This window comes from Streptomyces sp. NPDC005899, from assembly GCF_040629645.1.
In the GTDB taxonomy this organism is placed as follows: Bacteria; Actinomycetota; Actinomycetes; order Streptomycetales; family Streptomycetaceae; genus Streptomyces.
On sequence record NZ_JBEXWB010000031.1, the window covers coordinates 1 to 24,347 of the forward strand.

23 protein-coding genes and 1 pseudogene are annotated in these 24,347 nt (G+C 72.0%); 20 read left to right on the plus strand and 4 right to left on the minus strand.

All coding sequences use genetic code 11. The annotated features are described in order from the left end of the window. From ABZ371_RS06580 to ABZ371_RS06625, 10 genes are all read left to right on the plus strand, one after another. A partial coding sequence (locus ABZ371_RS06580; RefSeq protein WP_358674420.1) for an AAA family ATPase occupies window positions 1-655 on the plus strand: 655 nt, incomplete at its 5' end. Window positions 656-812: 157 nt separating this feature from the next. After that, a complete protein-coding gene (locus tag ABZ371_RS06585) occupies window positions 813-1,583 on the plus strand; it encodes an enhanced serine sensitivity protein SseB (RefSeq protein ID WP_358674423.1) in 771 nt (256 codons plus the stop codon). A gap of 183 nt (window positions 1,584-1,766) precedes the next feature. Continuing rightward, window positions 1,767-2,513, plus strand: coding sequence for an enhanced serine sensitivity protein SseB C-terminal domain-containing protein (locus ABZ371_RS06590; protein WP_358674500.1), 747 nt, complete (start codon window positions 1,767-1,769; stop codon window positions 2,511-2,513). 377 nt (window positions 2,514-2,890) lie between these two features. After that, window positions 2,891-3,883: an ABC transporter permease gene (locus ABZ371_RS06595; protein WP_358674426.1), complete on the plus strand. Its 993-nt coding sequence runs from the start codon at window positions 2,891-2,893 to the stop codon at window positions 3,881-3,883. Between the two features lie 44 nt (window positions 3,884-3,927). Next, window positions 3,928-5,691, plus strand: a complete 1,764-nt coding sequence (locus ABZ371_RS06600; protein WP_358674428.1) for an ABC transporter substrate-binding protein — start codon at window positions 3,928-3,930, stop codon at window positions 5,689-5,691. A gap of 90 nt (window positions 5,692-5,781) precedes the next feature. Beyond that, window positions 5,782-6,771 (plus strand): ABC transporter permease, encoded by a 990-nt coding sequence (locus ABZ371_RS06605; protein ID WP_358674431.1) that lies wholly within the window; start codon window positions 5,782-5,784, stop codon window positions 6,769-6,771. Then, complete coding sequence (locus tag ABZ371_RS06610; protein WP_358674434.1) at window positions 6,768-7,877, plus strand: ABC transporter ATP-binding protein; 1,110 nt, start codon at window positions 6,768-6,770, stop codon at window positions 7,875-7,877. The genes ABZ371_RS06605 and ABZ371_RS06610 overlap by 4 nt, the downstream gene beginning before the upstream one ends. Window positions 7,878-7,882: 5 nt before the next feature. Further along, entirely contained in the window at window positions 7,883-9,421 is a 1,539-nt protein-coding gene (locus tag ABZ371_RS06615; RefSeq protein ID WP_358674502.1) for a dipeptide ABC transporter ATP-binding protein, read from the plus strand. Window positions 9,422-9,439: 18 nt separating this feature from the next. After that, window positions 9,440-10,111, plus strand: coding sequence for a trimeric intracellular cation channel family protein (locus ABZ371_RS06620; RefSeq protein ID WP_358674436.1), 672 nt, complete (start codon window positions 9,440-9,442; stop codon window positions 10,109-10,111). 50 nt (window positions 10,112-10,161) lie between these two features. Next, a complete protein-coding gene (locus ABZ371_RS06625; protein WP_358674439.1) occupies window positions 10,162-11,028 on the plus strand; it encodes a thioesterase family protein in 867 nt (288 codons plus the stop codon). Between the two features lie 184 nt (window positions 11,029-11,212). On the opposite strand, the gene ABZ371_RS06630 is transcribed toward ABZ371_RS06625, so the two are convergent. After that, window positions 11,213-11,836, minus strand: coding sequence for a TetR family transcriptional regulator (locus ABZ371_RS06630; protein ID WP_358674442.1), 624 nt, complete (start codon window positions 11,834-11,836; stop codon window positions 11,213-11,215). 104 nt (window positions 11,837-11,940) lie between these two features. On the opposite strand from ABZ371_RS06630, the gene ABZ371_RS06635 reads away from it, so the two are divergent. The 3 genes from ABZ371_RS06635 (at window position 11,941) to ABZ371_RS06645 (ending at window position 13,906) form a co-directional block, all read left to right on the plus strand. Further along, window positions 11,941-12,096: a hypothetical protein gene (locus ABZ371_RS06635; RefSeq protein ID WP_358674445.1), complete on the plus strand. Its 156-nt coding sequence runs from the start codon at window positions 11,941-11,943 to the stop codon at window positions 12,094-12,096. Window positions 12,097-12,134: 38 nt separating this feature from the next. Next, window positions 12,135-12,548, plus strand: coding sequence for a hypothetical protein (locus tag ABZ371_RS06640; RefSeq protein WP_358674448.1), 414 nt, complete (start codon window positions 12,135-12,137; stop codon window positions 12,546-12,548). A 188-nt stretch (window positions 12,549-12,736) separates the two neighbouring features. Then, window positions 12,737-13,906 carry a cysteine desulfurase family protein gene (locus tag ABZ371_RS06645; RefSeq protein WP_358674451.1) on the plus strand — a complete coding sequence of 390 codons (1,170 nt, stop codon included), beginning with the start codon at window positions 12,737-12,739 and terminating at the stop codon, window positions 13,904-13,906. A gap of 18 nt (window positions 13,907-13,924) precedes the next feature. On the opposite strand, the gene ABZ371_RS06650 is transcribed toward ABZ371_RS06645, so the two are convergent. Continuing rightward, entirely contained in the window at window positions 13,925-14,596 is a 672-nt protein-coding gene (locus tag ABZ371_RS06650; protein ID WP_358674453.1) for an N-acetylmuramoyl-L-alanine amidase, read from the minus strand. Between the two features lie 61 nt (window positions 14,597-14,657). On the opposite strand from ABZ371_RS06650, the gene mnmA reads away from it, so the two are divergent. After that, window positions 14,658-15,788, plus strand: coding sequence for a tRNA 2-thiouridine(34) synthase MnmA (mnmA, locus tag ABZ371_RS06655; protein WP_358674456.1), 1,131 nt, complete (start codon window positions 14,658-14,660; stop codon window positions 15,786-15,788). Window positions 15,789-15,925: 137 nt separating this feature from the next. On the opposite strand, the pseudogene ABZ371_RS06660 reads toward mnmA, so the two are convergent. Continuing rightward, window positions 15,926-16,012 (minus strand): annotated as a pseudogene (locus ABZ371_RS06660) (alpha/beta hydrolase); the annotation flags it as partial. A 98-nt stretch (window positions 16,013-16,110) separates the two neighbouring features. After that, window positions 16,111-16,446: a DUF427 domain-containing protein gene (locus ABZ371_RS06665; protein WP_358674459.1), complete on the minus strand. Its 336-nt coding sequence runs from the start codon at window positions 16,444-16,446 to the stop codon at window positions 16,111-16,113. A 75-nt stretch (window positions 16,447-16,521) separates the two neighbouring features. Here ABZ371_RS06665 and ABZ371_RS06670 point away from each other — a divergent pair, with 75 nt between their 5' ends. The 6 genes from ABZ371_RS06670 (at window position 16,522) to gatC (ending at window position 24,344) form a co-directional block, all read left to right on the plus strand. Further along, a complete protein-coding gene (locus tag ABZ371_RS06670) occupies window positions 16,522-17,061 on the plus strand; it encodes a TIGR00730 family Rossman fold protein (RefSeq protein ID WP_358674462.1) in 540 nt (179 codons plus the stop codon). Between the two features lie 15 nt (window positions 17,062-17,076). After that, the gene (locus tag ABZ371_RS06675; protein WP_358674465.1) at window positions 17,077-17,766 is read left to right on the plus strand and encodes an SDR family oxidoreductase; all 690 of its coding nucleotides are present in this window, start codon (window positions 17,077-17,079) and stop codon (window positions 17,764-17,766) included. A 90-nt stretch (window positions 17,767-17,856) separates the two neighbouring features. Continuing rightward, window positions 17,857-18,882, plus strand: a complete 1,026-nt coding sequence (locus tag ABZ371_RS06680) for a methionine synthase (protein WP_358674468.1) — start codon at window positions 17,857-17,859, stop codon at window positions 18,880-18,882. Between the two features lie 84 nt (window positions 18,883-18,966). Next, on the plus strand, window positions 18,967-21,156 hold the full coding sequence (ligA, locus tag ABZ371_RS06685; protein ID WP_358674471.1) for an NAD-dependent DNA ligase LigA: 2,190 nt from the start codon (window positions 18,967-18,969) through the stop codon (window positions 21,154-21,156). Window positions 21,157-21,569: 413 nt separating this feature from the next. Further along, entirely contained in the window at window positions 21,570-23,714 is a 2,145-nt protein-coding gene (locus ABZ371_RS06690; protein WP_358674474.1) for a bifunctional diguanylate cyclase/phosphodiesterase, read from the plus strand. 333 nt (window positions 23,715-24,047) lie between these two features. Beyond that, complete coding sequence (gene gatC, locus ABZ371_RS06695) at window positions 24,048-24,344, plus strand: Asp-tRNA(Asn)/Glu-tRNA(Gln) amidotransferase subunit GatC (protein ID WP_014153935.1); 297 nt, start codon at window positions 24,048-24,050, stop codon at window positions 24,342-24,344. Window positions 24,345-24,347 lie beyond the last annotated feature (3 nt).

Sequence of the window (24,347 nt, forward strand, 5' to 3'; positions counted from 1 at the left end):
GCCCGCCCCGCCCGGCACGCCGCCCGCTCGGCGGGGCGCGCCCCCCCGTGAGCACCCCCCCCCGCCCGAACTGGTGGTCCGCGATCTGCGGGCCCGTGGCGGGCGCACCCCGCACAGCCTGGACTTCGCGGCCGGTGACGTGGTGGTGGTGTCCGGACTGCCGGGCAGCGGCAAGTCGACACTGATCCGCCGCGCGGTCCGTGAACACGCCATCGACTCGCAGGACGCCCGGGACCGCTGGGCGGGCTCCCTGCCCGCGTCCCTCCCGTACGCCCTCTACCGCCCCCTGGTGCGCGGCGCGCACTACCTCGCCCTGCGGCGGGCCCTGCGCTCGGGCGCCTCCGTCGTCGTCCACGACTGCGGTACGCAGGCATGGGTGCGGCGGTGGCTGGCGCGCGTGGCCCGCGACCGGGGCCGCGCCCTGCACCTGGTGCTCCTCGACGTCACCCCGCGCGTGGCCCGCGAGGGCCAGCGGGACCGCGGGCGAGGAGTCTCCGGATACGCCTTCGCCCGTCACCGGCGGGCCGTCGGACGGCTCCTGCGCGACACGGAGAGCGGCCTCCCCCCGCCGGGGTGCGCCTCCGCGGTGCTGCTCGACAGGGAGGCGGCCGGGGCGGTCGAACGCATCTCCTTCACGGGCGCCCAGATGTACTGACCCGCGGCGGTTCGCAGACGCACAGACGGAGGGACCCGTTCCGGGTGTCCGCGATCCGGACGGTGTGCGCCCGGGCCCGCGGGCGCCCGCGCCTTCGCGCGCCGCACCCTCTAAGGTTTTCCGCGGCACCGCATGGCGAGAAGGGGACACAGACACCGTGGACATTCCGGCCCAGGACCAGGCGCACCGGCAGCACGGATGGCCGGCCAACGAGTTCGAGGAAGTCCTCGGCGCCTCGCTCGGCGTGCCCGAGGCCGGTGGCCGGCTGGTCGAGGTGCTCGGACGCAGCCAGGTCTGGGTGCCGCTGCCGAACGGCGGCGGGCCGGACAGCCCCGCTCTCGACCTGCCGACGATCGACCTCGACGGCGCCGCCTACGTACCCGTGTACAGCTCCGAGGCGCAGTTCATGGCCTGTGTCGGCCCCCACCTCTCCTTCACCGTCGCCCCGGCCCGGGAGTTCGCCCGGGGGCTGCCCCCGCAGCTCGGGATCGCCGTCAACCCCGGAGGGGCGGTCGGCGTGCCGCTTCCGCCGCCCGCCGTCGCCGAGCTCTGCCGGGTCGGGCGCAGCCCGCTCGACGGGCCGGCCGGGGGCGGCAGGGTCCGCCTGTTCGAGCCCGACTGGCAGCAGGACCCGGTCGACTTCCTCTCCGCGGTGGCCGCCGAGTTCCAGGGGGCCGGCGTGGTCAGTACCGCTCGCAGGGCGCTGGCCAGCATCGAGGGCGAGAGCCCGGTGCTCTTCGTGGGGGTCCAGTGCGCCACCTGGGACGTCGTGGGGCAGAGCGCCCCGATGGACGCGCTGGGCCGCGCACTGGGCCGCGTCCCGGTGCCCTGGCCGGTGAATCTGGTGCTGCTGGACGTGGCGCAGGATCCCGTGGGCGACTGGATGCTGGAGAAGGTGCGCCCCTTCTACCGGCGCGAGGGCTGCTGAGCCGGCGCCGCCGGTGCGTCAGGCCGGTGCGGGGAACGGCGCATAAGCTGGTTTGATGGCCGGGTCGCCCCGTGTGCCCGGGAGTGACACGACAGCACCGCGACAGAGCGGGACGGCGGATCGAAGAGGGGCGGGACCAGGGTGAGTGCGTCAGGCACCGCGGCGGCCGGGCAGGTCGAGCACATGCTGCGCCAGGTGGCCCCCGGGCGTATCGACGCGTACGAGGCGCTGTTGCAGGCCCTGTCCGACGGCCGGATCTGGATGCTGCTGTGGCACGGCACGGCGGGCTCGCCCGACGCCCAGTACGGCAACATGGAGGTCGACGGCCTGGGTTACGCCCCGTGCGTGACCTCCGCCCAGGAGCTCTCGGCGAGCGGCTGGAACCGGTCCCACGAGCTCGTCACCGGCCGCGACATCGCCCGCTCCCTCTTCCCCGACCGCTGGGGCATCTGGCTCAACCCGCACGCCCCCGGCGGGGGCCTCGGCATCCCGTGGCTGGACCTGCGGCGGATCGCCACCGGTCTCGACAGGATGCCCGCCGGGCCGCTGCGTCTGTCCGAACCCGCCCTGCAGATCCCGCAGTTCTACGCCCTGTTGTCGCAGAACGCCCACCGGACCCCGGCCGTCCGCTCGCTGCGTCGCGCTTGGGTGCAGCCCGCCCTCGGTGTTCCGTACCTGGCGATCGGGCTCGACCTCTACGACACCGGCCGGCCGGCCGTCGACTCGGTGCGCGAGATGATGCGGCAGTCGATCGGCGTCGTCCCGGACGGGCTGCCCGTCTCCACCGTCTCGATGTCCGACGAGTACGACCCCGTCGCCATGTGGCTCCGCGCCAACGCGCGCCCGTTCTACGACCGCGAGGCGCACGTTCCGGCGGGCCCGCCGCCCTCCGCGGCTCCGGGGTACGGCTACCCGCCCCGCGCGTACTGACGGGTCCTGACAGGCCGTCAACCGGGCACCGGCGGCGTCGGACTCCTGGTCAATCAGTCAGGGAATCACCGCTGTTGGGCGTCATGTCCCGGTATCGCGGATTAGCGACCGAGAGGTCCGCTCAACGGGACCCGCTGTCCGCATAACGGAAGACCGCTGCCCGCATCACGGTTGCGCAAACATTCCCCGTCAGGTCTGGCGGATGATCGCAAAGTGGTTGAAGACTCCACACAGCAGGTGGTCCATGCCCGGCTCACGCCCCTTTCAAACAGAGGCGGTTCGGCCGGCGCATCGCCACGTGCCTCATGTGTTTGTACGAGCCGCTACAGCGGCGGTCATGGGCCGGCCACCGTCGGCCGAGAGGGGTCTCCAGCGCAATGACGGCACCTATCGAGACCACCAGGGCGGATGTGGAGCCCGAAGCGGTGCTGGAAGGCGCCGGGCGCAAGCAGATCGAGGGCCGCTCCCTCGGCCGGATCGCCTGGACCCGCTTCAAGCGGGACAAGGCCGCGATGGCGGGCGGCATCGTTGTCATCCTGCTGATCCTCACCGCCCTGCTGTCCAAGCCCCTCCAGGCGCTCCTCGGTCTCGACCCCGACGCGTTCAACCAGAGCCTGGTCGACCCCATCATGCTGGCGCCCAAGGGCGACTTCGGCGGCATGAGCTGGGACCACCCGCTGGGCGTCGAGCCGCAGACCGGCCGCGACATCCTGGCGCGCATCCTCGAAGGCTCCTGGGTCTCCCTCGTGGTCGCCGTGGGATCCACCCTGCTGTCCGTCGTCATCGGCGTCGTGATGGGCGTGGTGGCCGGGTTCTACGGCGGCTGGGTGGACAGCTTCATCAGCCGGATGATGGACACCTTCCTGGCCTTCCCGCTGCTGCTCTTCGCGATCTCCATCTCCGCCTCCCTGCAGGGCGAAGCGTTCGGGATGGAAGGACTCACCCTGCGCATCGCGGTCCTGATCTTCGTGATCGGCTTCTTCAGCTGGCCCTACATCGGCCGCATCGTCCGCGCGCAGACGCTGTCGCTGCGCGAGCGGGAGTTCGTCGAGGCCGCCAGGTCGCTGGGCGCGCGCGGACCGTTCATCCTCTTCCGCGAACTGCTGCCGAACCTGATCGCGCCGATCCTCGTGTACGCGACGCTACTGATCCCCACGAACATCCTGTTCGAGGCATCCCTCAGCTTCCTCGGCGTCGGCATCGCGCCGCCGCAGGCCTCCTGGGGCGGCATGCTCACGCAGGCGGTCGACCTCTACGAGGTGGACCCGATGTTCATGGTCATCCCCGGCATGGCGATCTTCGTCACCGTGCTGGCCTTCAATCTGCTGGGGGACGGGCTGCGTGACGCACTCGACCCTCGTGGCAAGTAATCGCGGCTCTGCCGTACCGAACAAGCGAGGGGGCTTTCCTCAGCATGCAGAACAGAAAGACAGCAGCGGCCATCGCCGTGGCCGTAGCGGTGTCGCTCGGCGCGTCGGCCTGCAGTGGCAGTGACAGCGGCAAGAACGGCGGCAACGGCGCTGGGGGCAACGCCAAGGCTGACGCCGCTCTGACGAGCATCGTCAACACGACCGACAAGAAGGGGGGGACGGTCACCTACGAGCACTCCAGTGGCCCCGACTCCCTGGACCCGGGCAACACGTACTACGGCTGGGTGCAGAACTTCTCCCGCCTGTACGCCCGTGCCCTGGTGACCTTCAAGCCGGCCGCCGGCGACGAGGGCCTGGAGGTCGTCCCCGACCTGGCCACCGGCCTCGGCAAGGCCAGCGCGGACGCCAAGACCTGGACGTACACGCTCCGCAAGGGCGTGAAGTTCGAGGACGGCACCGAGATCACCTCGAAGGACGTCAAGTACGCCGTCGAGCGCTCCAACTTCGCGCCCGAGGCCCTGTCCAACGGGCCGAAGTACTTCAACGCCTACCTCGAGGGCGGCGACGCGTACAAGGGTCCGTACAAGGACAAGTCCCCCGAGGGCCTCAAGTCCATCGAGACCCCGGACGCCTACACGATCGTCTTCAAGCTGAACAAGCCGTTCGCGGACATGGACTACCTCGCCGCATTCTCGCAGACCGCTCCGGTCCCGCAGAAGGCCGACAAGGGTGCCGCCTACGTCCAGAAGATGGTCTCCTCGGGCCCCTACAAGTTCGAGTCGTACGACGAGAGCAAGGGCGCGACGCTCGTCCGCAACACGGAGTGGGACCCGAAGACGGACCCGATCCGCAAGGCCCTCCCGGACAAGATCGAGCTCAAGTTCAACATCAACCCCACCACGATCGACGACCACCTGCTCAACGACCAGATCACGGCCGGCATCGAGGGCACGGGTCTGCAGTCCAAGACGCAGCCCAAGGTCCTCGCGAAGTCCGCCGAGAAGGCCAAGACGGACAACCCGTACGCCGGCGTCCTGCAGTACATGGCGCTGAACGTCAACGTGAAGCCGTTCGACAACATCGAGTGCCGCAAGGCGGTCCAGTACGCCGTCGACAAGCAGAGCATGGTCGACGCCATCGGTGGCGCGGTCAAGGGCGACCCGGCCACCACGGTCATCCCGCCGACCGTCGCCGGGTACAAGAAGTTCGACCTGTACCCGACCGAGGGCAACAAGGGTGACGTCGCCAAGGCGAAGGAGCACCTGACCAAGTGCGGTCAGCCCAAGGGCTTCAAGACCACGCTGACGGCCCGGTCCGACCGTCCTGACGAGATCACCGCCGCGACGCAGCTCCAGGGCAGCCTGAAGAAGATCGGCATCACCGCCGAGATCAAGCAGTTCCCGGCGAACAAGTACTTCACCGACTTCGCGGGTGTTCCGGACTGGGTCCACAAGAACAACGCGGGCATGATGATGATGCAGTGGGGCGCCGACTGGCCGACCGGCTTCGGCTTCCTGGACCAGATCGTGAACGGCTCGGCCATCAAGCCGTCCGGTGGCACGAACCTCATGGAGCTCAACGACAAGGCGGTCAACGACCTCCTCGTCAAGGGCATCGGCACCGTCGACACCACGGCGCGCAACGCCACGTGGGGCGAGGTGGACCAGAAGGTCATGGAGAACGCCTCCGTCGTTCCGCTCGCCTACCGCAAGAGCCTGCTCTACCGCCCGGACTCCGCGGCGAACGTCACGGTCACCAACGCCTACCTCGGCATGTACGACTACGTACTGATGACCTCGACCAAGTAACACCTGTTCATCGACAGCATCCCTTGAAAGGCAGGTGAAGGCGCCGGGCCGGCGGGCGTACCCCGTCCGCCCGCCCGGCGCCGCACGGCTGTGGCTGCGTACATCATCCGACGCGTATTCGCCGCGGTGTTGCTGCTGCTGGTGGTCAGCGCAGTCACGTTCGCGATCTTCTTCCTCGTGCCCCGCCTCGGCGGGCAGACCCTCGACTCGATGGCCGCCCAGTACGTCGGGAAGAGCCCCGACCCGGACGTCATCGCCGCGGTCAAGAAGAACCTGGGGCTCGACCAGCCCCTGTACCTCCAGTACTGGCACTTCGTCAAGGGCATCGTCGTCGGCGCCGACTACCAGTTCGGCCCCGACCCGGTCACCTGCAACGCACCCTGCTTCGGTTACTCCTTCAAGACCCACACCGAGATCTGGCCGCAGCTCATCGACCGCATCCCGGTCACGCTGTCGCTGGCCGTCGGTGCCGCCGTCATCTGGGTCGTCTCCGGTGTCGCGATCGGCGTGGTGTCCGCCCTGAAGCGGGGCTCGCTCTTCGACCGGCTCTCCATGGGTGTCGCCCTCGCCGGCGTCTCGCTGCCGATGTTCTTCACCGGCCTCGCCGTGCTCGCCATCTTCGGCAACGGCGAGTACGTGCCGTTCGCCGACAGCCCGATCGAGTGGGCGGGCAGCCTGGTCCTGCCCTGGTGCACCCTCGCCCTGCTGTACTCCGCCCTCTACGCCCGGCTCACCCGCGCGGGGATGCTGGAGACGATGGGCGAGGACTACATCAGGACCGCACGTGCCAAGGGCCTGCGGGAACGCAAGGTCGTCGTCAAGCACGGCCTGCGCTCGGCGCTCACCCCGCTCGTCACCATCTTCGGCATGGACTTCGCGCTGCTGCTCGGCGGCGCGGTCATCACCGAGAACGTCTTCTCCTTCCAGGGCATGGGCGCGTTCGCCATCCAGGGCGTGACCACCGCCGACCTGCCCAAGGTGATGGGCGTGACGCTGGTCGCCGCCTTCTTCATCGTCATATGCAACCTGCTGGTGGACCTCGTGTACGCCGCGATCGACCCCCGGGTGAGGCTCTCATGAGCGAGGTAAGCAAGAAGGACTCTCCGGCGCCGGCGGCCGCACCGGGCACGGTTCCCGCCCCCCGGGACGCCTCGGCCGCGGACGGGAGGGAATTCCTCTCCGTCCGCAACCTCCAGGTCCACTTCGACACCGACGACGGCCTGGTCAAGTCCGTCGACGGCGTCAGCTTCGACCTGAAGGCCGGCCAGACCCTCGGTATAGTCGGCGAGTCGGGCTCCGGCAAGTCCGTGACCTCGTTGGGGATCATGGGCCTGCACACCTCCGAGCGGGCCCGCATCGCCGGTGAGATCTGGCTCGACGGCGAGGAGCTGATCGGCGCCGGCGCCGAGCGCGTACGGAAGCTGCGCGGCCAGAAGATGGCCATGATCTTCCAGGACCCGCTGTCGGCGCTGCACCCGTACTACAGCATCGGCGCGCAGATCGTCGAAGCGCACCGGGTCCACAACAAGGTCGACAAGAAGACCGCGAAGAAGCGCGCGATCGAGATGCTCGACCGGGTCGGCATCCCCGAACCGCACCGCCGCTACGACGACTACCCGCACCAGTTCTCGGGCGGCATGCGCCAGCGCGCGATGATCGCGATGGCCCTGGTCAACAACCCGCAGCTGCTCATCGCCGACGAGCCGACGACCGCCCTCGACGTCACCGTCCAGGCGCAGATCCTCGACCTGATCCGGGACCTGCAGAAGGAGTTCGGCTCCGCGGTCGTCATGATCACCCATGACCTCGGCGTCGTCGCCGAGATCGCGGACCACCTGCTCGTCATGTACGCGGGCCGCTGCATCGAGCGCGGCAGCGCTGAGAAGGTGTTCTACGAACCCCAGCACCCCTACACCTGGGGCCTGCTCGGCTCGATGCCGCGCATCGACCGGGAGCAGACCGAGCGGCTGATCCCCGTGAAGGGTTCGCCGCCCAGCCTCATCAACGTCCCGTCGGGCTGCGCGTTCCACCCGCGCTGCCCGTACGCCGACGTCCCCGCGGACAACGTCACCCGCACCGAACGTCCTCAGCTGCAGCTCGTCAGCGACGGGCACTACTCCGCGTGCCACATGTCGCGTGAGCAGCGGGACCGGATCTGGACCGAAGAGATTGCGCCGAAGCTGTGACTGATCTGAACAAGAAGACTCCCGCGTCCGGCGCGGACGGGTCGGACGGGTCCGGGTCCGAGCCCCTCCTCAAGGTCACCGGCCTGGCCAAGCACTTCCCGATCACCAAGGGCGTCCTCAAGCGCAAGGTCGGCGCCGTGCAGGCGGTCGACGGGCTCACCTTCGACGTGCGTCCCGGTGAGACCCTGGGCGTGGTCGGCGAGTCCGGGTGCGGCAAGTCGACCATGGGGCGGCTGGTGACCCGGCTGCTGGAACCGACCGGCGGCACGATCGAGTTCCAGGGCCGCGACATCACCCACCTGTCGGCCGGCCGGATGCGCCCGATGCGCCGTGACATCCAGATGATCTTCCAGGACCCCTACGGGTCGCTGAACCCCCGCCACACGGTCGGCGGGATCATCGGGACGCCCTTCCGGCTCCAGGGGGTCAAGCCCGACGGCGGGGTGAAGGCGGAGGTCCAGCGGCTGCTGGAGCTCGTGGGGCTCAACCCCGAGCACTACAACCGCTACCCGCACGAGTTCTCCGGTGGCCAGCGCCAGCGCATCGGCATCGCCCGGGCGCTCGCCCTGAACCCGAAGCTCGTCGTCGCCGACGAGCCGGTCTCCGCGCTGGACGTGTCGATCCAGGCCCAGGTGGTGAACCTGCTGGACGACCTCCAGGACGAGCTCGGGCTCACGTACATGATCATCGCGCACGACCTGTCGGTGATCCGCCACGTCTCGGACCGGATCGCGGTCATGTACCTCGGCAAGATCGTCGAGCTCGCGGACCGCAACTCGCTGTACGAGGCGCCGATGCACCCGTACACGACGGCGCTGATGTCCGCCGTGCCGGTGCCGGACCCGCGGCGGCGAGGCGCCAAGAGCGAGCGGATCCTGCTCAAGGGCGACGTCCCGTCGCCCATCTCGCCTCCCAGCGGCTGCCGGTTCCACACCCGGTGCTGGAAGGCGACGAAGGTCTGCGCGACGACGGAGCCGCCGCTGCTCCAGCTGAAGACCGGGCACCAGGTGGCGTGCCACCACCCGGAGAACGGCGAGGACCAGGTGCCGGGCGACGCTCCCCTCGTCGCGGACGTCATCACCGTGAGGTCGGCGGAGGCGCGGAAACCGGCGGAGCCGGTGGCGTCGGCGGAGTCGGTCGTGGCCGCCGGGCGGGTGGAGGCCGCGGTGTCGGCCGGGGCACCCGAGGCCGCCGTGGCGACCGGGGCCGGTAAGTCCGCGGGTCCGGTGGAGCCGGCCGAGGAGTCGGTGGCGCCAGAGTCCGCCACCACCGCTTCCGCCGCCTCCGCGGCGCCTTCCGCTTCCGCCGGGCCGGCTGGGACGGCTGGGTCTTCGGAGGTCGCCGAGTCCGCCGAGCCGCCGGTGGCCACCGAGTCACCGGAGGTCACCGAGCCGGTGGAGGCCACCGGGACCCCCGAGGCCGCCGAACCCGCTCGGCCGGTGGCCCCGGCGTCCGCCGAGGTGCCGGGGGAGGACCCCGCCGACGGCGGTGGGAAGGGCGCGGCCGCCCCGTCCGGGAAGGCGGGGGAGTCACCGGATAAGTAGTACCGGCACAATTGTCCGGTGCTCAACGAACTCTTCACCCCCTCCGTCCAGCATGCGCTCGACATCGTCGGGATCTTCGTCTTCGCGATCTCGGGCGCCCTGCTCGCCGTACGCAAGAACTTCGATGTCTTCGGCATCGCCGTTCTGGCCGAGGTGACAGCGCTGGGCGGAGGGATCTTCCGTGACGTGATCATCGGTGCCGTCCCGCCGGCCGCGTTCACGGACCTCGGCTACTTCGTGACACCGCTGCTCGCCGCGGGGCTGGTCTTCTTCCTCCACCCGCACGTCGAGCGGATCCAGGTGGGCGTCAACGTCTTCGACGCGGCCGGGCTGGGCCTCTTCTGCGTGTCCGGGACCGTCAAGGCGTACGAGTACGGGCTCGGCCTCACCCCGTCCGCCGCCCTGGGCCTGGCCACCGCGGTCGGAGGCGGGGTACTGCGCGACGTCCTGGCCAACGAGGTGCCCTCGCTGCTCCGGTGGGACCGCGACCTGTACGCCGTGCCCGCGATCGTCGGTGCGGTCATGGTGGTCCTGTGCATCCGCTTCGACGCCCTGGACGCCTACACCAGCGGCGCCGCCGCACTGACCGCCTTCGTCCTGCGACTGCTGGCCATGCGCTTCCACTGGCGCGCACCACGGGCCTACAACCGGCGCTCCGCCTCGGCCGAGGAACCCCCCGCCGTCATCTGACAGCCACAAAAGCTACCGCTCAGTAATACGATCGGTGTACGGTGCATGCCATGGCACAGGCAGCAACGCAGGCGCCGCGCGGAGCGCGGGCGACCATCGGCGACAGCGAGTTCGACCGCGACACCGCCGTCACACTCCGCGAGGAGGGCGTCTACGACGCAGAGCTCTCCGCGGGCTGGACGATCATCCACGCCGTCAACGGCGGGTACCTTCTGGCCATGCTCGGGCGGGCGCTCGGCGAGGCGCTCCCGCACTCCGACCCCTTCTCGGTCTCGGCGCACTACCTCACCGCCTCGGTGCCCGGCCCGGCGGTGATCCGCACCCAGGTCGTCCGCACGGGGCGCACCCTGTCCACCGGTGAGGCCTCGCTCTTCCAGTACGCGGACGACGGCACCGAGGTCGAGCGGATCCGGGTACTGGCCACCTACGGTGACCTCGACGGCCTGACCGGCGACGTCCGCACGACCGCCGAGCCGCCCGCCATCCCGCCGCTGGAGCAGTGCCTCGGCCCGGCCGACGGGCCGGCGCCGATCCCCGGCAGCTCCGCCATCACCGAGCGGCTCGACATCAAGCTCGACCCGGCGACGATCGGCTGGGCCGTCGGCGCACCGTCGGGGAAGGGGGAGATGCGCGGCTGGTTCGGTCTGGCGGACGGCCGCGACGCGGACCCGCTCTCCCTGCTGCTCACCGTGGACGCGCTGCCGCCGACCTCGTTCGAGCTGGGGCTGAAGGGCTGGACACCCACCATCGAACTGACCACCCACGTCCGCTGCCGTCCCGCCCCGGGCCCGCTGCGCGTCTCCATCACCACGCGCAACCTCGCCGGGGGCTTCCTGGAGGAGGACGCGGAGGTCTGGGACAGCGCCGACCGTCTCGTGGCCCAGTCCCGCCAGCTGGCCCGCGCGCCGCGCGGCTGACCGATCGGCCCCCGGGTCGTTCCGCCGGAGCCGCCCCACCCGAGGGGCGGCTCCGTTCCGCGTCCGGCCGGCGGCCGGTGCGCCCGCCGGTCCCGGGGGCCCGTCCGGCGCCTGGCGGGCGCCCCCACAGCCGGACGGGTGACGCCCGGCCCGCCCCGCCTGTCCGGTGGTGCGGGACGCCGCCTCACAGGGTGTCCAGCCAGTGGGCCCGGCCCACGGTCACCAGGCGCAGCCGGCGCCGGGCCACCCGGACGACCTCCCGTTCCCCCTCCGGCCCGGCGTCGAGCAGGGCGGACGCCGTGAGCACCATGTGGTCCACGTACAGCCCGCCCAGCATCAGGAGATCCGCCGGATCCCAGCCCGCCGACTCCGGTTCCGTGGCGAGGGCGGCCGCCACCTCCTCGGCGAACAGCCGGAGCTGGGCCGCTATGGCGTCCCGGACCGGACCGACGCCACCGTGCTGCTCACGGGCGATGAAGCGGAAGTGGGCGGGCTGGGCGGCCACGTGGCGGCTGATCAGCTCCACGCTGCGGTCCAGCCGCTCCTCGCTGTCGCCCGTGTCGGCGAGGATCGCACCGATCATGCCGTGCAGGCTGCCCAGCGTCTGTTCGACGAGGGCCACCCCCAGCGCCGCCGTGCCGTCGAAGTGGCGGTAGAAGGCCGTCGGGGCCACGCCGACCGCCCGGGTCACCTCGCGCAGGCCGAGGCTGCTCAGACTCTGGTGCTCCAGCAGCCGCAGTGCGGCGTCGAGGAGTGCCTGACGTGTTTTCAGCTTCTGGGCCTGGCGGATGCCGACGGTGTGACTCATGCCATTCAGTAAACAACCGTTCTCCGAGTCTCGGAAGGGGTAGAAGGTCTAGTATCGAAGTCAGTGAACAGTCGTACTCTCAATCTCGGGAAGGAAGGCCGCACATGTTCGTCCTCGTCGCCGCTCTGCTCCTGCTGGGGGTCGTTCTCGGTGCGGTGGCCCACCTGCCGCTGCCCCTGACGCTCGTCGCGGCAGCCCTGATCGGTCTCTGGCTGGCTGCCTTCGGCGTCCGCGAGCGCCTCGCCCGCCGCATCCGCTGAGAGCCCGCCCCCGTCCGCCGAGAGAAGGAGCTCGCACCATGTCCCTCACCACTGCCCGCACCGACCGCCACCCGCGCACCGGATCCCTCGTCCGGACCGGCGGACCGGCCACCCGGACCGGCGGACCGGCCACCCGGACCGGCGGACCGGCCACCCGGACCGGCGGACCGGCCACCCGGACCGGCGGACCGGCGGCCCGGGCCCGGAAGTCCGGTACCCGTGAGGCCGACGGCCTGGCCGTCGCCTCCTTCGTGCTGGGACTCCTCGGGCTCCTGGTGATGAACATCCTGCTCGGGCCGGCCGCCGTGGTCATGGCGCTCATCGCCCTCTCGCGCTCCACCGCGCGCCGCGGACGCGCGCTGCTCGGACTCGCCCTCGGCATCGCCGACCTCGTCGTCCTCGCGGTCCTGGTCACCGCGAACGGCACCGTCTCCTGGAGCTTCGGGGGCTGACCGGCCCGCGGACGCGGCGGGCCCCGCCCCCGGGTCCCGGTGGACGGACGGGCGCTGCCCGGCAGCTCACCGGTGCCGGACCGGGCTCCGGCACCGGGCGGGCCGGCGCCGTGGCGGCCCCCTGCCGGGCCTCCGGCACCATGCGCCCGCCGTGCGCCCCGCCGCGGGCTCGTAGAATCGGGTCCACCATGGCCTACCTCGACCACGCCGCGACCACGCCGATGCTTCCGGAGGCGATCGCGGCGATGACCGCGCACCTCGCCGTGACCGGCAACGCGTCCTCACTGCACGCCGCCGGGCGGCTCGCCCGCCGTACCGTCGAGGAGTCCAGAGAGACCCTCGCCGAAGCCCTCGGCGCCCGCCCCAGCGAGGTGGTCCTCACCTCCGGTGGCACGGAGGCCGACAACCTCGCCGTCAAGGGCCTCTACTGGGCCCGCCGCGACGCCGACCCGCGGCGCACCAGGGTCCTCGCCAGCCCCGTGGAGCACCACGCGGTGCTCGACGCCGTCGACTGGCTGGCCGAGCACGAGGGCGCCACCGTCGAGTACCTCCCCGTAGACCGGTACGGGCGGGTGCACCCCGACGCGCTGCGTGAAGCGGTCCTCCGCGACCCCGGCGACGTCGCGCTGATCACCGTGATGTGGGCCAACAACGAGATCGGCACCGTCATGCCGATACGTGAACTCGCCGAGGTCGCGCGTGAGTTCGACGTGCCGATGCACTCCGACGCCGTGCAGGCCTTCGGCCAGCTGGAGGTCGACTTCGCCCGGTCCGGGCTGGCCGCGATGACCGTCAGCGCCCACAAGATCGGCGGCCCCTTCGGCATCGGCGCGCTGCTCCTGGGCCGCGACCACGCCCCCGTACCCGTCCTGCACGGCGGGGGGCAGGAGAGGAACGTGCGCTCCGGCACCCTGGACGTGCCCGCCGTCGCCTCCTTCGCCGTCGCCGGGCGGCTCGCCGCCGAGCGGCGCGAGGTCTACGCCCGTGAGACCGGCGCGCTCCGCGACGCGCTGGCCGAGGCCGTGCTGGCGGCCGTGCCCGACGCGCTGCTCGGCGGCGACCCGGCGCCGGGCGGGCGGCTTCCCGCCAACGCCCACTTCACCTTCCCCGGCTGCGAGGGCGACTCCCTCCTCCTGCTCCTCGACGCCCAGGGCATCGAGTGCTCCACCGGCTCCGCGTGCACGGCGGGCATCGCCCAGCCCAGCCACGTGCTGCTGGCCACCGGCACCGACCCCCGCCTGGCCCGCGGCACCCTGCGCTTCTCGCTGGGCCACACCTCCACCGAGCAGGACGTCCAGGACGTGGCCCGCGCGATCGCCCCCGCCGTCGCCCGGGCCAGGACGGCCGGGCTCAGCTGAGGCGCCACGCCGGTCCGGTCACGCCCGGACCCGGCGTATGAGCGCGAGATAGCGGTCCCAGTCCCAGTGGGGGCCCGGGTCGGTGTGGTCGGTGCCCGGGACCTCCACGTGGCCGATGATGTGCTCGCGGTCCACCGGGATGCCGTAGTGCCTGCATATCGTGGCGGCGAGGCGGGCGGAGGAGGCGTACATGGCCGTCGTGAAGTCCTGGGGGCGGTCCACGAAGCCCTCGTGCTCGATGCCGACGCTGCGCTCGTTGTACCGGCGGTTGCCCGCGTGGAACCCCACGTCCAGCTCGCGGATCATCTGGACCACCCCGCCGTCCTTGCCCACGATGTAGTGCGCCGCGGCACCGTGGGCCGGATCCTGGAACACCTTGACCGCGCTGCCCAGGCCGCCCTGCGTGACGTGCACGACGACGCGGTCGATGCCGTAGTCGTCCGGGCGGTCGGCGCGGCGCCAGTTCGCCTCGGAGGCCCCGATCCAGCGGGCGCCCGCGTAGTCCAGCTCGCCCGGCTTGCGGGGCTTCTCCACGCCCGGGACCCGCCACCACACGCGGCGCGCCTCGTCCCAGGCCAGAGCGGCCGCCCCCGCCGCCGCGGCGGCGCCCCCGCCGACCAGCAGCGTGCGGCGGCTGACGCCGTGCGCGGGCCGGCCGCCTGGCGCTCCGGCGTTCCCCTTGTCACCCATGTGCTGGTCAACGCATATCCGCGCGCGATCGGTTCCCGGCGACCCGTACCCTGGAGGAGCTATGACTCAGACCTCCCAGCGCCCCCTCCGCGTGCTCGCCGCCATGTCGGGCGGTGTCGACTCGGCCGTCGCCGCGGCCCGAGCCGCCGAGGCGGGCCATGACGTGACCGGGGTGCACCTCGCCCTCTCCGCGAACCCGCAGTCCTTCCGTACCGGGGCGCGTGGCTGTTGCACCATCGAGGACTCCCGCGACGCCCGGCGCGCCGCGGACGTCATCGGCATCCCCTTCTACGTCTGGGACCTCGCCGAACGCTTCCGCGAGGACGTCGTCGACGACTTCGTCGCGGAGTACGAGGCGGGGCGCACCCCCAACCCCTGCCTGCGCTGCAACGAGAAGATCAAGTTCGCCGCCCTGCTCGACAAGGCGCTGGCCCTCGGCTTCGACGCGGTGTGCACCGGTCACTACGCCACCGTCGTGGTCAACGAGGACGGCACCCGGGAGATGCACCGCGCCTCGGACATGGCCAAGGACCAGAGCTACGTCCTCGGGGTCCTGGACGAGAAGCAGCTCGCCCACGCCATGTTCCCCCTCGGCGACACCCTCACCACCAAGGACGAGATCCGGGCCGAGGCCGAGCGCCGGGGTCTGGCGGTCGCCAGGAAGCCCGACAGCCACGACATCTGCTTCATCGCCGACGGTGACACCCAGGGGTTCCTCGCGAAGCGCCTGGGAGGCCCCGCGGAGGGTGACATCGTCGACGAGGCCGGGACGAAGGTCGGCACCCACGAGGGCGCGTTCGGCTTCACCATCGGCCAGCGCAAGGGCCTGCGCATCGGCCACCCCGCCCCGGACGGCAAGCCGCGCTACGTCCTGGACATCTCGCCGGTGAACAACACGGTGACGGTCGGCCCGGTCGAAGCCCTCGACGTCACGGCACTGACCGCGATCAAACCCCGCTGGTGCGGCACCGCTCCCTCCGGACCGGGCACGTACACCGCCCAGCTGCGGGCCCACGGCGGTGAGACCGAGGTGACGGCGGAGCTGGTGGACGGCACCCTGCGCGTCACCTTCACCGAGCCGGTCCGGGGCGTGGCCCCCGGGCAGGCGGTGGTGCTCTACGACGGGACGCGGGTCGTCGGCTCGGCGACGATCGCGACGACGGTCCGCAAGGAGAAGGCCCCGGCGAGCTGAGGACCCCTCGCGGTGTCCCCCGCACGGGTCACGTCCGACCCCTGTACGGACGTGACCCGCACGGGTCTCAGGACGCCCGTGCCGCGCACGGTCCTCGATCTCGCGGCGGACCGTGCACGGACCGCCCCCGCCGCCGGCGCCCCGCCGACCAGGACCACCGGCGGGCCGTCGCCCTGGCGGCGATACGCGATGGGGGTGCCGTCGCGGGAGGGAGTCGTGTCCATGGAGGGGTGGACCCCGGCCGGGCGCGGAACTCATCGCCGCCGCGTGGGAACGACGCGATTTCTTCCACCGGCTCCTCCTCCGCCCTCCCGTTCCGTCCTCAGCGGGCGATGAGGTGGGTGTCGTAGAAGCAGAAGTGGTTCCTGATCTCGGCGACCTGCTCCTTGGGCTCCGGATAGGCCCAGACGAGGTCCGGCGCGTCCGGCAGCGACCAGTAGGACGCGTCGCCCTTGAACGGGCAGTGCGTGCGGGTGTCCGAGGGCGTCAGCAGCTCCGTACGGACGTCCTCGGGCGGCAGGTAGTAGCGGTCGGGGCAGCCCGTCTCGCGCAGCAGCAGCGGGCGGCGGCTCTCGGCCAGCACCTGGCCGTCGCGCACCGCCCGGACGTGCGCGGTGACGGGCTCGACGGTGATGCGGTGTCCAGGAGTGGGGTTCATACCTGCTTCAGCCGTGCGGGAGGCCGGATTCTTCCCGCCCGGTCCGGTGCCGGAGGCGGCCCGTACGGTGGGCGCATGAACATCTGCGTCTTCCTCTCCGCCGCCGACCTCGCCGACCGTTACACCGTGCCCGCCCGGGAGTTCGCCGAACTCCTGGGCCGCGGCGGGCACACCCTCGTCTGGGGTGGATCCGAGAGCGGCCTGATGAAGGTCGTCGCGGACGGCGTGCAGGAGGCCGGCGGGCGCCTGGTGGGGGTCTCCGTGGAGTTCATGGCGGCGCTGGCCCGGCCGGACGCCGACGAGATGGTCGTCGCCAAGGACCTGGCCGAGCGCAAGGCGCTGCTCCTGGAGAAGGCCGACGCGATCGTCATCATGGTCGGCGGCATGGGGACGCTCGACGAGGCCACGGAGATCCTGGAGCTGAGGAAGCACGGCAAGCACGCCAAGCCCGTGGTCCTGCTGAACACCGCGGGCTTCTACGACGGCCTGCGCCAGCAGTTCCTGCGCATGGAGGAGGAGGGGTTCCTGCCGCTGCCCCTCACCGAGCTCGTCTTCTTCGCCGAGGACGCCGTGGGGGCGCTCGCCTACCTCGAGGAGTCGGCCGGCCTGCGGTGATGCGAGCATGAGCCCATGCCTACTCATCTCATCACCGGCGCCGGCTCCGGCATCGGCGCGGCCGTCGCCCGCCGCCTCCTGGAGCGCGGCGACGAACTCGTGCTGCTCGCCCGGGACGCCGGCCGCGCGAAGGAGCTCGCCGCCCTGCACCCCGGCGCGCGCACCCTCGTCGGCGACCTCGGCAACCCGGACCGGCTCTCCTGGGCGTTCGGCCAGCAGCCGATGCCGGAGCGCCTCGACTCGCTCCTGCACGTCGCGGGGGTCGTCGAGCTCGGCACGGTCGGGGACCTCACCCCCAAGGCCTGGCACTTCCAGCTCAACGCCAACCTCGTCTCCCCGGCCGAGCTGACGCGTCTGCTGCTGCCGCAGCTGCGGGTCGCCCGGGGCCACGTCGTCTTCGTGAACTCGGGCGCCGGGCTCGCCGCGCACGCCGAATGGGGCGCGTACGCGGCGAGCAAGCACGGTCTGAAGGCGCTCGCGGACTCGCTGCGCCACGAGGAGCACGGCAACGGGGTCCGGGTCACCTCCGTCTACCCGGGCCGCACCGCCAGCCCCATGCAGGCCAAGGTCCACCAGCAGGAGGGCAAGGAGTACGACGCCTCGCGCTGGATCGACCCGGAGTCGGTCGCCACCACGATCCTGCTGGCGCTCGACCTGCCGAGGGACGCGGAGATCAACGACCTGACGGTCCGCCCGGGCCGCTGAGCCCCCGGCCCCCGCCCGTGACGGCCGCCCGGTGCGCCGCCGGGGCGCCACCCGCGACCCGCCCGGCCCGGGGGCCCGTAGGCTTTCCGCGTGAGCGAGAAGAGCAAGTTCAGCGCGTGTGCCGCCACCGGTGTCGGGTCCATGCCGGGAGGAGACGCCCGCGAGGCCGCCAAGACCGTCACCGGCTCCTTCGCGGACGGCCAGGGCATGCCGCATCTGCCGGAACTGCCCGCCCGCGGCCCCGGCGCGGACATGATCGGGCGGACCCTCGGACTGCTCGTCGAGATGTACGGCCACGTCGAGCCCAGCGGCTGGCGGATCAGCGACCGCCCCGGCCGCGACACCCGCCGGGCCCGCTCCTGGCTCGGCGAGGACCTCGACGCCCTGGAGGAGTTCACCCAGGGTTACGAGGGGCTCGTCAAGATCCAGGCGGTCGGTCCGTGGACCCTGGCCGCCGGCCTGGAGCTCCGGGGTGGCGAGGCGATGCTCTCGGACCCGGGAGCCTGCCGCGACCTGGCCGGATCCCTGGCGGAGGGGCTGCGCGGGCACCTCGCGGAGGTACGGCGCCGGGTGCCCGGGGCCGAGGTCGTCCTCCAACTCGACGAACCCTCGCTCACCGCCGTACTGCTGGGGCGGGTCAGGTCGGCGAGCGGGTACCGCACCTACCGCGCCGTGGACCGCCAGGTCGTCGAGGGAACCCTGCGCGACCTGCTCGCGGTGAACGCCGAGAGTCCGACCGCCGTCCACTCGTGCGCTCCCGAGGTGCCGTTCGCCCTGCTGCGCCGCGCCGGAGCCGACGCCGTCTCCTTCGACTTCTCCCTCCTCACCGAACGTGAGGAGGAGGCGATCGGGGAAGCGGTCGAGGGTGGCACCCAGCTCCTCCTCGGCGTGATCCCCGGCGCCGACGCCGCCTCGGACGCATTGTCGGACCCAGGCGGTAGCGTCATGGGTGTCAGGACGCTGTGGAGCAGGCTGGGGCTGCATCCGGGGACTCTCGCCGAGTCCGTCGTGATCACCCCGTCCTGCGGGCTGGCGGGGGCGTCGCCCGCGTACGCACGCGCCGCGCTCGCCCACTGCGCCCGGGCCGCGAGGTCCCTCGCAGACAACCCTGAGTAACGGCACGACGGAGCTACGGCCTCGTGCGGGACAGCGGCTTCGACCGCTGTCCCGCACCGGGCCGTCACGGGAGGACGGACGACGATGGCCGGCGAACAGCAGGCACAGCAGCTGACCACGGTGCCGGCGGAGGCGCAGGAACAGCACGCCCGCCTCGCCGAGCAGATCGAGGAACACCGCTTCCGGTACTACGTGAAGGACCAGCCCGTCGTCAGCGACGCCGAGTTCGACCGGCTCATGCGCGAGCTGGAGGACCTGGAGGAGCGGCACCCCCAGCTGCGTACGCCGGACTCGCCGACCCAGAAGGTCGCGGGTCCCTACACCACGGAATTCACCTCCGTCGAGCACCGCGAGCGCATGCTGTCACTGGACAACGCGTTCGACGACGAGGAGCTCACGGCCTGGGCCGAGCGCGTCGCCAAGGACGTGGGCCGCCCGGGATACCACTTCCTGTGCGAGCTCAAGGTCGACGGCCTCGCCGTCAACCTCACCTACGAGCACGGCCGGCTCACCCGCGCCGCGACCCGCGGGGACGGCCGCACGGGCGAGGACATCACGCCCAACGTCCGTACGATCGCCGAGATCCCGCACCGGCTGTCGGGAGACCGCGTCCCCGCCCTGGTCGAGATCCGCGGCGAGGTCTTCTTCCCGATGGAGGCCTTCGAGGAGCTCAACGCCCGCCTGGTCGAGGCGGACGACAAGCCCTTCGCCAACCCGCGCAACGCGGCGGCGGGTTCGCTGCGCCAGAAGGACCCCAAGGTCACCGCCACCCGGCCGCTCCACATGGTGGTCCACGGCATCGGCGCGCGCGAGGGCCTCGACATCGACCGCCTGTCGCAGGCCTACGACCTCCTGAAGGAGTGGGGCCTGCCGACCGCCCGGCACAACAAGGTCGTCGACACCCTCGACGGCGTGCGCGAGTTCATCGCGTACTTCGGGGAGAACCGCCACTCCGTCGAGCACGAGATCGACGGGGTCGTCGTCAAACTCGACGAGATCCCGCTCCAGGGCCGGCTGGGCTCCACCTCGCGCGCCCCGCGCTGGGCGATCGCCTGGAAGTACGCACCCGAGGAGGTCAACACCAAGCTGGTGAACATCCGGGTGGGCGTCGGCCGTACGGGCCGGGTCACGCCGTACGCCCAGGTCGAGCCGGTCGAGGTGGCGGGATCCGAGGTCGAGTTCGCCACCCTGCACAACCAGAACGTCGTCAAGGCCAAGGGCGTCCTCATCGGCGACACGGTGGTCCTGCGCAAGGCGGGGGACGTCATCCCGGAGATCCTCGGACCGGTCGTCGATCTGCGCGACGGCACCGAACGGGAGTTCGTCATGCCGTCCGCGTGCCCCGAGTGCGGGACGGCGCTGCGTCCCATGAAGGAGGGCGACATCGACCTCCGCTGCCCCAACGCCCGCTCCTGCCCCGCCCAGTTGCGCGAGCGGGTGGCCTACCTCGCGGGCCGCAAGTGCCTCGACATCGACCACTTCGGCTACGTCGCGGCGGCGGCACTCACCAAGCCGCTGGAGCCGGCCGAACCGCCACTGCTCGACGAGGGCGACCTCTTCGGCCTCACGGTGGAGCAGCTGCTCCCGATCCGGGCCTACGTCCTGGACCCGGACAGCGGCCTGCCCAGACGCGACCCGAAGAGCGGCGAGGAGAAGATCGCGACGGTCTTCGCCAACCAGCAGGGCGAGGCGAAGAAGAACGCCCTGGCCATGCTGGAGGGCATCGAGGCCGCGAAGCAGGCCCCGCTCGCACGGATCCTCACCGGGCTCTCGATCCGGCACGTGGGGCCGGTCGCCGCGGCCGAGCTGGCCCGGCAGTTCCGCTCCGTCGACCGTATCGACGAGGCGTCCGAGGCGGAGCTGGCCGCCGCCGACGGGGTCGGGCCCATCATCGCGGCGTCCGTCAAGCAGTGGTTCGCCGAGGACTGGCACCGCGAGATCCTGCGCAAGTGGCGGGAGGCCGGGGTGCGGATGGAGGACGCGGGCCCGGGGGAGGACGAAGGACCGCTCCCGCTGGAGGGACTCGTCGTCGTCGTGACCGGCACGCTCACGACCCACACGAGAGATGGCGCGAAAGACGCGCTCCAGAGTCGCGGAGCGAAGGTGACGGGCTCCGTCTCCAGAAAGACCTCCTTCGTCGTCGTCGGTGACAACCCCGGATCCAAGTACGACAAGGCCGTGCAGCTGAAGGTGCCCGTCCTTGACGAGGAGGGTTTCGCCGTCCTCCTCGGCCAGGGTCCGGACGCGGCCCGCGAGGCCGCCCTGCCCGCCTAGAGCGCACCCGCCCGGAGGGAAGCGGGGATGCCTGCGGCCCGCGCGGGACCGGGCCGCAGGGGTGATGTGTCCGGCCGGGGGCCGGACACGGGACGAGGCGTGATCGAGGCGCGATCGAGACCCCGCCGGGGAGTGGCCGGTGGTGGGAGGGGAAGAACGAAGAGTGCCGGTGAAGGGGAGTGCGAGGCCCTCACCGGCAGCCCGGCACCACCCGTTCGGCGCATATCAGACGGCGGGGGAAGCCAGGTCCGCATTCGGGCAAGAGCTGTCGAGCGCTGCCCGTGGGGGCCGTCGGCGGCCTACTGTTGAACGCGCACCTGCCGTGCCCGGCCGCGTGATGTGCACCGGGCCGTGGTGGCATGGGAGCGGGGGCTCCGTGGGACATCGGCACCGCCGGCTGTGAGAGGGACGGAATGGAACCGACCGAGGGCGCCGCGCCGGTGGCGCGGCTGCAAGGTTTCGTGGGCGTCACACCGAAGGTGGGGGCCGTCGTCGTCGCGGTCGCCGCGCTGCAGCTCGCGACCGGGTGCTACCGCGCGGTCCGGGACGGCGAAGCGCTCTTCCCGGACGGCACCGCGGGCTGGTCGCTGGCCCTGCTCACCGGAATCGTCGTCGGCCACCTGGTCGCCCTCGGCCGCGACCGCTGGTGGGGCGGCACCGGCTCCGGGGCCGCCCTCACGCTCGCCGTACTGCTGCTCTACGGCTGGGTGCCCGCCGGACTGGTCAGCCTCGTCGTGGTGGTGCTCGTCGGGACGGCCCGCCGCCACCGCTGGTGGCCCGGCCTGCTGCACGGTGCCGCCGACATAGTCGGCGTCGGGGCCGCCGCCCTCGTCCTCGCCGCGTTCGGCGAGGTACCGACGGTCGCAGCGCCCTGGCGGCCACTCCACTGGGGTATGGAGGCCCTGCCGGAGGTCTTACTCGCGGCCACCACCTACCTGCTGGTCACCCGCGTGCTGCTGTGGGGCGCCCGCGCGTCCCAGGGTGGTGCCGTGCCGACGGCCGCCCGCACCGCGCTGCTGCGCCAGGGGCTCCTCGCGGTCGCCCTCCTCGGCATCGCCCCCCTGATCTGCGTCGTCGCCTCGGCCATGCCCGTGCTGCTGCCCCTCTTCGCGGTCCCGCTGATCGCCCTGGACTCCACCCTGTGGATCGCCCGCGCCCGGGCGGAGGAACAGCTGAAGGACCCGCTGACCGGGCTGCCCAACCGCCAGTGGCTGCTGGAGCGCACGTGGACGGCGCTCGAACAGGCCGAGAGCACCGGCGCCCGGACAGCCCTCGTCCTCATCGACCTCGACCGCTTCCGGGCCGTCAACGACACCCTCGGCCACCTGGCGGGGGACCGGCTGCTGCTCCAGATAGCGGAACGGCTGCGGCTCGCGCTGCCGCGCGGAGCGGAGGCCGCGCGCCTGGGCGGCGACGAGTTCGCCGTACTCCTGCCCACCGCGGACTCCACCACCAGCGCCCAGCGGGTCGCCCGCCACCTGGTCGCCGAACTGTCCTCGCCCCTCGGTCTCGACGGGCTCACCCTGGTCCTAGAGGCGAGCGCCGGGGTCGCCGTCCACCCCGACCACGCGCTGGACGCCGAGGGACTGCTCAGGCGCGCGGACGTGGCCATGTACCAGGCCAAACGGGACCGTACGGGCGTGGAGGTGTACGAGTCCAAGCGCGACAGCAACACCCCGGACCGGCTCGGCCTCCTGGGGGACCTGCGCCGTGCGCTGGACGCGCGCGAGGTGGAACTCCACTACCAGCCGAAGGTCCGGTTCGACGGCCAGGTCGCCGGTCTGGAGGCGCTCGTCCGCTGGGTGCACCCGGAGCGCGGCAGGGTCCCCCCGGACGAGTTCATCGCGATCGCGGAGTCCTCCGGCCTGATGCCGCACCTCACCGAGTACGTCCTGGAGACGGCGCTCGCCCAGGTGGCCCGGTGGCGCGCTAAGGGGCTGTTCGTCCCGGTCGCGGTCAACGTCTCGCCCCGCGACGTCCACACCCCCGGCTTCGCCGGCAGCGTCGCGGCCCGGCTCGCCCGGCACGGCGTCCCGGCCGGCGCGCTGCAACTGGAGATCACCGAGCACGTGCTCCTGGAGGACCCGCAGCGGGCGGCCGACACGCTGGCCGCACTGACCGGGCACGGGGTGAAGATGTCCCTCGACGACTTCGGCACCGGCTACTCCTCGCTGGTGCACCTGCGCAAGCTGCCCGTCAGCGAGCTCAAGATCGACCGGTCGTTCGTCGCGCGGCTGGCCGTCGACACCGAGGACGCGGAGATCGTCCGCTGCACCATCGACCTGGCGCACTCGCTCGGCCTGCTGGTCGTGGCCGAGGGCGTGGAGGACGACGAGACCTGGGAGCGGTTGCGCGACCTGCGCTGCGACGCGGTGCAGGGCTGGCTCGTCGCCGCCGCGATGCCGCCCCAGGAGACCACGGCCTGGCTTCGAGCGAGGGGCGAGCGCGGGTGGCGGCGGCCGGCGGAGCTGGAGGCCGCCGCGGCGGCGAGCGCCGCGCTCGAACCGGAGCAGCGGGCGGCCGGGCAGGTGGTGCAGCCCGGACCGGCGACCGCCTGAGCGGTCCGGGGGCGGTGGACAGGTGGCCGGCGCGGGTACCGCCGAGGGTCGTCGGAGGTCCGGCCGAAGGGCGTGCCGGTCGCGCGACCGGTGGGGCCGGCGGAGGTGGCCGGTGGCGTCCGCGACACGAACCGGTGACGCACGAGCGGGTACCGGCGGCGTCCGGGAGGCCGTGCCGGTGCGACCTGTGGCCGTTTTGTCCGCAATCGCCGGACCGGTCGGCCGCGGGCCGGTCCGCGTTGCCGGGCGGCGGGCGGGAAAGCAGGCGGGGGAGGGGGCGGCGACCCCATAGGATTGGTCCGAAACCACACGCCAACCCCTGAGGATCGCTGCATGCCTGGCATCACGCGCGAGGAGGTCGCCCACCTCGCACGGCTGGCACGTCTGGAGCTGAAGGGCGAAGAGCTCGAGCACTTCGCCGGCCAGCTCGACGACATCATCGGCGCGGTCGCCCGCGTCTCCGAGGTCGCCGACCAAGACGTACCGCCGACCTCCCATCCGCTGCCGCTGACCAATGTCATGCGGGCGGACGAGGTCCGTCCGTCGCTCACCCCCGAGCAGGCGCTCTCCGGCGCCCCTGCCCAGGAGCAGCAGCGTTTCAAGGTGCCGCAGATCCTGGGGGAGGACTAACAG

What these genes read in the sequence shown, in the direction of transcription:
- ABZ371_RS06590 (WP_358674500.1), top strand. Translation starts at nt 1,767, where the DNA reads ATGCTGCGCCAGGTGGCCCCCGGGCGTATCGACGCGTACGAGGCGCTG.
- ABZ371_RS06595 (WP_358674426.1), top strand. Translation starts at nt 2,891, where the DNA reads ATGACGGCACCTATCGAGACCACCAGGGCGGATGTGGAGCCCGAAGCG.
- ABZ371_RS06600 (WP_358674428.1), top strand. Translation starts at nt 3,928, where the DNA reads ATGCAGAACAGAAAGACAGCAGCGGCCATCGCCGTGGCCGTAGCGGTG.
- ABZ371_RS06610 (WP_358674434.1), top strand. Translation starts at nt 6,768, where the DNA reads ATGAGCGAGGTAAGCAAGAAGGACTCTCCGGCGCCGGCGGCCGCACCG.
- ABZ371_RS06625 (WP_358674439.1), top strand. Translation starts at nt 10,162, where the DNA reads ATGGCACAGGCAGCAACGCAGGCGCCGCGCGGAGCGCGGGCGACCATC.
- ABZ371_RS06630 (WP_358674442.1), bottom strand. Translation starts at nt 11,836, where the DNA reads ATGAGTCACACCGTCGGCATCCGCCAGGCCCAGAAGCTGAAAACACGT.
- ABZ371_RS06635 (WP_358674445.1), top strand. Translation starts at nt 11,941, where the DNA reads ATGTTCGTCCTCGTCGCCGCTCTGCTCCTGCTGGGGGTCGTTCTCGGT.
- ABZ371_RS06640 (WP_358674448.1), top strand. Translation starts at nt 12,135, where the DNA reads ATGTCCCTCACCACTGCCCGCACCGACCGCCACCCGCGCACCGGATCC.
- ABZ371_RS06645 (WP_358674451.1), top strand. Translation starts at nt 12,737, where the DNA reads ATGGCCTACCTCGACCACGCCGCGACCACGCCGATGCTTCCGGAGGCG.
- ABZ371_RS06650 (WP_358674453.1), bottom strand. Translation starts at nt 14,596, where the DNA reads ATGGGTGACAAGGGGAACGCCGGAGCGCCAGGCGGCCGGCCCGCGCAC.
- mnmA (WP_358674456.1), top strand. Translation starts at nt 14,658, where the DNA reads ATGACTCAGACCTCCCAGCGCCCCCTCCGCGTGCTCGCCGCCATGTCG.
- ABZ371_RS06665 (WP_358674459.1), bottom strand. Translation starts at nt 16,446, where the DNA reads ATGAACCCCACTCCTGGACACCGCATCACCGTCGAGCCCGTCACCGCG.
- ABZ371_RS06670 (WP_358674462.1), top strand. Translation starts at nt 16,522, where the DNA reads ATGAACATCTGCGTCTTCCTCTCCGCCGCCGACCTCGCCGACCGTTAC.
- ABZ371_RS06675 (WP_358674465.1), top strand. Translation starts at nt 17,077, where the DNA reads ATGCCTACTCATCTCATCACCGGCGCCGGCTCCGGCATCGGCGCGGCC.
- ligA (WP_358674471.1), top strand. Translation starts at nt 18,967, where the DNA reads ATGGCCGGCGAACAGCAGGCACAGCAGCTGACCACGGTGCCGGCGGAG.
- ABZ371_RS06690 (WP_358674474.1), top strand. Translation starts at nt 21,570, where the DNA reads ATGGAACCGACCGAGGGCGCCGCGCCGGTGGCGCGGCTGCAAGGTTTC.
- gatC (WP_014153935.1), top strand. Translation starts at nt 24,048, where the DNA reads ATGCCTGGCATCACGCGCGAGGAGGTCGCCCACCTCGCACGGCTGGCA.